Raw genomic sequence first — 5,332 nt, 5'->3', positions numbered from 1 at the left:
CCCCCGATCGTCTACGCGCCCCTGTTCACCTGGGCTGGTCTTTATGTCGGTCTCAACGCCGGCGTGGGCTGGGCTGACTCGGGCGAGATCGTCGTCAACGGGCCGACTGCTGGCTCTTCCAGCGTCCTGAGCGGTGTCGGCGGTGGTGATGGCAGGTTCGTCGGTGGCGGCCAGATCGGMTATAACTGGCAGTCCGGCGCGATTGTCTACGGCCTKGAGACCGATATCCAGTATGTCGATACAGGCGGTAGCGTGGCSTGGGGCCAATACACCTGGTGGGCCGGTAGAGGCGGCGGTGACGGCGCCTATTTCGGCACCGTGCGCGCCCGCATCGGCTATGCCTTCGACCGGACCCTGGTCTACATCACCGGCGGTCTGGCCTATGGCGGCCTGAACACCAACCCGCTGACCGGCAACACGACGAGCAATGCCGGCTGGACCATCGGCGGCGGCGTCGAATACGCCTTCACCAATAACTGGACGGTCAAGCTCGAAGGCCTCTACGTCGATACAGGCGAGGGCCGACGGACCCAGGTCTTCGAAAACCCCGCGGGCGGCGTGCTGCCGGCCGGAACCTATACCGCGGTCAGCAATGGCGGCGGCGGCGCCGGACTCCTGCGCGTCGGCGTGAACTACAAGTTCTGACGCGCGGCGAATGGAACTCCTGCGGTCTTGCTGGAAATTGGCTGGACCGCTGGAGGTCGTTGCAGCGGGCATCGTGTAGGAAGATCACCCGCTGTTTTAACCAAACGTTGCTACGGAGCAATTTCTATCAAAAACGTAGCAACGATATTCGAGGGTCAACAGATGAAGAAGTCGGCTATTCTTGTCGTTTCGTTTGCTTTGCTTGCCGCTGGCGGCTGCGTTGGGTTTGGCAAGGGCAAGGGCAAAGCACCCCCGCCGGTTGCAACGCCCATCGTCACAAAGGGCTAAATGGTTTGCGCGACGGCTCATTGCCGTCGCGCAAACCCACCACCATCGGGACGGTCCGGTTTTCTGTGCTGTCCAACGTAAGTGATCCCGTCGTACCGCGGCTTACCGCAGTCCTCACCTGCCAGCCCCGGCAACTTCGCTCGCTGACAAAGTTGTGACAGCGGCCACGCACCTAGCGACTCAATACGGCTTGCGCTCCGGAAGGGGCGGTTCATGATGACATCAAGAATTGGCTGATCCCGTCACAATGGTGCATGACAGCTACGGGATCGGCATTTGAGTTCCATCGTTGCGTGGAGAGCGCCTTATGCTTGCGAGGAAACACCTCAGAGCTGTCTGGCTGCGCATAGGGGCCGTGCTTGCTGTTGCCGCGCTTGTCATCGTCCCAATGCTGCTCAAATAAGAGCGCGACCAGCAGGCCACTGGCTCCGGCCGGACCGCGAAGCCGCTCCGCCACTAACTCAACTCTGGGGCCAAGAGTGGATAATTTCTGAGAGAATGGGGCTGAGGGCTGAGGTAAACGAAGCCCCGATTGGCCCGAAGGCGAACCCAGCCAACGTCGGGAATTGGACCGGCTCCGGTTGCCCGAGACGTCGCAAGGAATGGCGGTGATGAGCACGTGCATGGCTTGAACGAACAAGCCGGACATGGCGGACGCATGGTAGGCAGAGGAACCCCAAAAAAAGGAGTAATGCACATGGTCCTCGCCATCTGGTCGTGCGCCGTCGCCGCCCTCGCGCTTGGGGTGGTCATCGTCCGCTGGTTCGCTGGGCGCGCCGACGGCGCAGTTCGTCCGGATCAGCAGCAGCCCTGCTGACGGCGTTGAGCCGGCAAGCCGCGACGTGGCGGCAAGTCGAGTGGCCCGGCGATCCGCGCACCCATCGCCTCTTCCGACGGAGCGAAGCATGATCGAGCATTCCCAGCGCTTCTGGACAGGGTGCCCGACTACGCCCTGACACACTTCGATGGCGGGAGCAGCAGTAGCGCATAGGTCCGACTGGGAGGGTCTCGACGGATGCCAGTACCCCAGCCAGGTATGGGATCTCGCTGACGCCGGCCGGAGCCTCGGCCGTGGCAAGGCTTTCGCCTTTCGGGGCACCACGAACAGCGCGTTCACCGGAGGAGAAAATTCTCTACGAGCTCTGCTGTACCGATCTCGAGCACATTGCCATCCTTGGGGAGGCCATCGCGGAGCAGGCCAATCCGAATTCAACGGCTTGCTTTACTGGTCTCCTCGAGGAGCGCGCTGGTTTCCCGATCTTCCAAGCAGAGCGCGTAAGCTCTCCAACTGAAGGCTGGGAGCGCCTTCAGTGCCGCCTTCTGCAAGCTGTGAGCGGCATGCCGTTTGACCCCCTACGGGCGTGGCCGATTACTTCCCACACGGCGGCACAGGCGACACCCCGCGGAATGTCACTGCGATGCTGGCCCTGGCCGATGCAGCCAATCTCGGTCGGAAGCGGACGCGCCGCGTACCTCGCCTCGGCCGCTCCATCTCGTGGCGCTCTTTTAAGGCCCTTCTCAAGGGGACGATATCCAGAGTTCTAAGTCGACTGGATTGGTCGGGAGAACCGTCGAACTCCCGGCACACGGGCTTTCTGCGAACCCGGCAAATCCTGCTTAACTACGATGCCGCATCGAACGCGCAAATTGTGGATCGCACTGCAAAGTACATTTGAGGTAATTGGCATTCAGTGTCAGTATTTGCCATCGAAATGGTGATACTCGACGTCGTTCCTGCCTTGCGCCGTAGCCGATGCGTTCCTTGCCTATGTCTTCTGGGGGGTTCACGAGGGCGTTCCATGTCGGCTCAAGAACGCGGGCTTGCCCGTCTCATGCTTAGACTTCCCGCGTTCCGCAATCGCTTCGGGCAAATGCAAGTCCTGCAATTTCGCGGCCTCTGCGAGGAGTACGACGTCGTCTGGGAGGTGATCACCCGGTGGTCCCAGGATCAACGCTGCGTGATGTTTAGCTTAGACGATTACTGCCGCCTCGCGACCTTGATCGAGAGCGATGCCATCGCGATAGCCGAGGCTGTTCCGGATCCCGGCACCATCGGCATCCTTGGAGTGTGACAGCTAAACCCGCCAACGCCAGGATGGCGCGCGCGCTTGAGAGGTGAGGGCCGCAGCGGTCGCCCACCAGCCTCTCCGCGACGGAAAGCCTTCGCATCGTCATTGCCGCCACGGGCGGACCGGAGATCAACGCAGCCAGGCACTCCTTTCGGAGGGGCAAGGCATGATCCTGTCCTTGCTTGACCACGACCTCGCCATGCAATGCTTCGACGGCAGGAGCCGGGGTAGCGGTTAAGCAGACACATCTCCAAGGCCCCCCGGCGACCTCCCCAGGTTCGGCCCGGATCAGACGCCGTAGAGCCAATGTCGGCTTCGAGTTTACCTATGAGAGCTTCGGGGTCCCGATGACCGAGTGCTGGCTCAGCGTTGACGAGGACGCCCACGAGCGTGACATCGACAACTGGCACTGATCGCCAATCTCAAATGCGGATCCTTCGGCTAAACGCCCCGTAGGTGCCGCGGTGCCGCAGATCGTAGTGCCGGCGTTGACGCCGGCTGTCATCCTTCGTGTGCACGAAGACAGCCACGACAAGGAGAGCCGAGAGCCCAATGAGGGCGTAAAGCATGGCGGTGACGCTCATTTTTCCCCAGACCCAAAGCAACATAAGCCGCGTTGCAATGATCTCCCGAGTCAAACCCGCTGCCAAGCGGAAAGACCCCGATTACCCCTCGTTATACACTCCCTGATCCCCTGACGGCCCTGAGCATCGGAGGAAACCCGCTGAAATCGCGAGTTTCCTTTCTGGCGCCGGCGGAAAACCCCGGCGTCCGGATTGATGCCTATGATCAGGGCGAACGTGAGGGCGGCTGAGCCGACCACGTCGTGTCATTTGTGCGGGGCGATGCTGGATTGCGTTGCGCCGAACGGATTTGGCCCCAAAGCGGCAGGAGCATCGCGACGCGCTCGCGGTAGCGTCTGTAGTCGTCGCCGAACAGCGCGATCAGGTCGCGCTCTTCCAGCATGATGCCAACCAGTATGTAGGCCGTCGTCCCTGCCGCGAAGAGCAAATGGCCCTGGCTCATGACGGGAGTAGCCCAGAAGGCGATAATGAAGCCGAGATAGATCGGATGCCGAACAAGCTTGTACAGACCCGGCGTCCTGAATTCGGCTTCCGGCATTCTACGGCCGGCGAAACGCACGAATACCTGCTTCAGCCCAAAAAGCTCGAAATGACTGAACATGAAGGTCGAGAGCAGGACGAACAGCCATCCGAACTGGGAGAGCCCGATCAGAGTCGCCGCCAGCGTCGGATTGGTCACGCTCCAGACGCTCTCCGGCAAGGGCCGCCATTGCCACAACAAGAGCGCAAGGGCCGCCGTTGCGAGCAGCACATAGGTTGGCCGCTCCAGCGCCGGATCGATCCAGCCGAGCCACCAGCGTTTGAACCCTGGACGGGCCATGACGCTATGCTGGACCGCAAAGAGCGACAGCAATGCGAAGTTGACCAGGAGGGCCTGCGCCACCGGCGTTGCCGGCCCGTCGTCGATACCCTTCGGCACAAGAAACCCGCCGACGAAACCGATCGCATAAACAAAGGTCAGGAAGAAGAACGCGTATGACAGKAGGCCATAGAGAAGGATCGCGGTCTTGCGCATGGCTGGTACCTCGGTTGACGCGACGTCGCAGTCGGCCGGTGTCGCGGTAAAGCGCGGTGAAGATGTTCGGATATGGCGTGATGTCCGATTGACCTTGGGTCCTTAGCGATCTGTCTCCACAGCGTTGTCCGGCGTGATATTCGACGATCCGCAGTGTGACTGTGATGGAAGTCACATGCAGCAAAGGGACTCCCCCAAGCTCAGGGATGGCGCGGCATGCCTCGATGCTGCCTAGCGGCAAGGCTCGTGGAAGTTGCCGTTTCGCTTGCTGCGCTGGCGCCGGCGCCGAGCGGTTCGGCGAGTTCGCATCTCTCGATCACGACAACTTCGTGCCCATCACGTGCGTCCGAGTTCGTTGCGGGAGCCGCGGTGCATGGTTTCCCCAGACGAGGTCAGGCGATCAGGATCGCGCGGGTCATTGACATTGGTCAGCGTTGGCCTTCGGACGAGGTCTCCGAGGGGGCCGAAATAGGAATAGGGGCGGTTGCCGAGGATAGCGGCGGCATGGATTCCGCCGGCACGATCGCGCCGGCGCAGGTGACGAAGTCAACTGGAACGGTACCGGCACCGGAGCGTTGAACCCTCACGTCGAAGAGAGGAGTCATTGATATGAAGGTATCCGAAGCGATGACCCGAGGGGCTCATATCGCCCGCCCGGACGAGACCTTGCAGGCGGTATCTCGCCGTATGGCCGAAGAGGATATTGGCTTCCTACCCGTCGGCGACGGCGA

At 61.5% G+C, this 5,332-nt stretch carries 4 protein-coding genes; 2 read left to right on the top strand and 2 right to left on the bottom strand.

The features are described from left to right. On the top strand, positions 1-645 hold a 645-nt coding region (locus tag AC1DRP_RS34585), incomplete at its 5' end, for an outer membrane protein (RefSeq protein ID WP_476770904.1). Between the two features lie 499 nt (positions 646-1,144). On the opposite strand, the gene AC1DRP_RS34580 is transcribed toward AC1DRP_RS34585, so the two are convergent. Then, positions 1,145-1,582: a hypothetical protein gene (locus AC1DRP_RS34580; protein WP_476770903.1), complete on the bottom strand. Its 438-nt coding sequence runs from the start codon at positions 1,580-1,582 to the stop codon at positions 1,145-1,147. Positions 1,583-2,732: 1,150 nt separating this feature from the next. Between AC1DRP_RS34580 and AC1DRP_RS34575 the strand changes: the two genes are divergently transcribed. After that, positions 2,733-3,005, top strand: coding sequence for a hypothetical protein (locus AC1DRP_RS34575; protein ID WP_476770902.1), 273 nt, complete (start codon positions 2,733-2,735; stop codon positions 3,003-3,005). A 786-nt stretch (positions 3,006-3,791) separates the two neighbouring features. On the opposite strand, the gene mddA is transcribed toward AC1DRP_RS34575, so the two are convergent. Beyond that, a complete protein-coding gene (gene mddA, locus AC1DRP_RS34570) occupies positions 3,792-4,601 on the bottom strand; it encodes a methanethiol S-methyltransferase (protein WP_476770901.1) in 810 nt (269 codons plus the stop codon). Positions 4,602-5,332 lie beyond the last annotated feature (731 nt).

This window comes from Allobosea sp. 01N443, from assembly GCF_056399325.1.
This window is presented reverse-complemented; position numbering and strand designations above follow the sequence as displayed.

Excerpts from the sequence above, each read along its gene's own strand:
- AC1DRP_RS34580 (WP_476770903.1), bottom strand. The coding sequence starts at position 1,582 with ATGTCCGGCTTGTTCGTTCAAGCCATGCACGTGCTCATCACCGCCATT.
- AC1DRP_RS34575 (WP_476770902.1), top strand. The coding sequence starts at position 2,733 with ATGTCGGCTCAAGAACGCGGGCTTGCCCGTCTCATGCTTAGACTTCCC.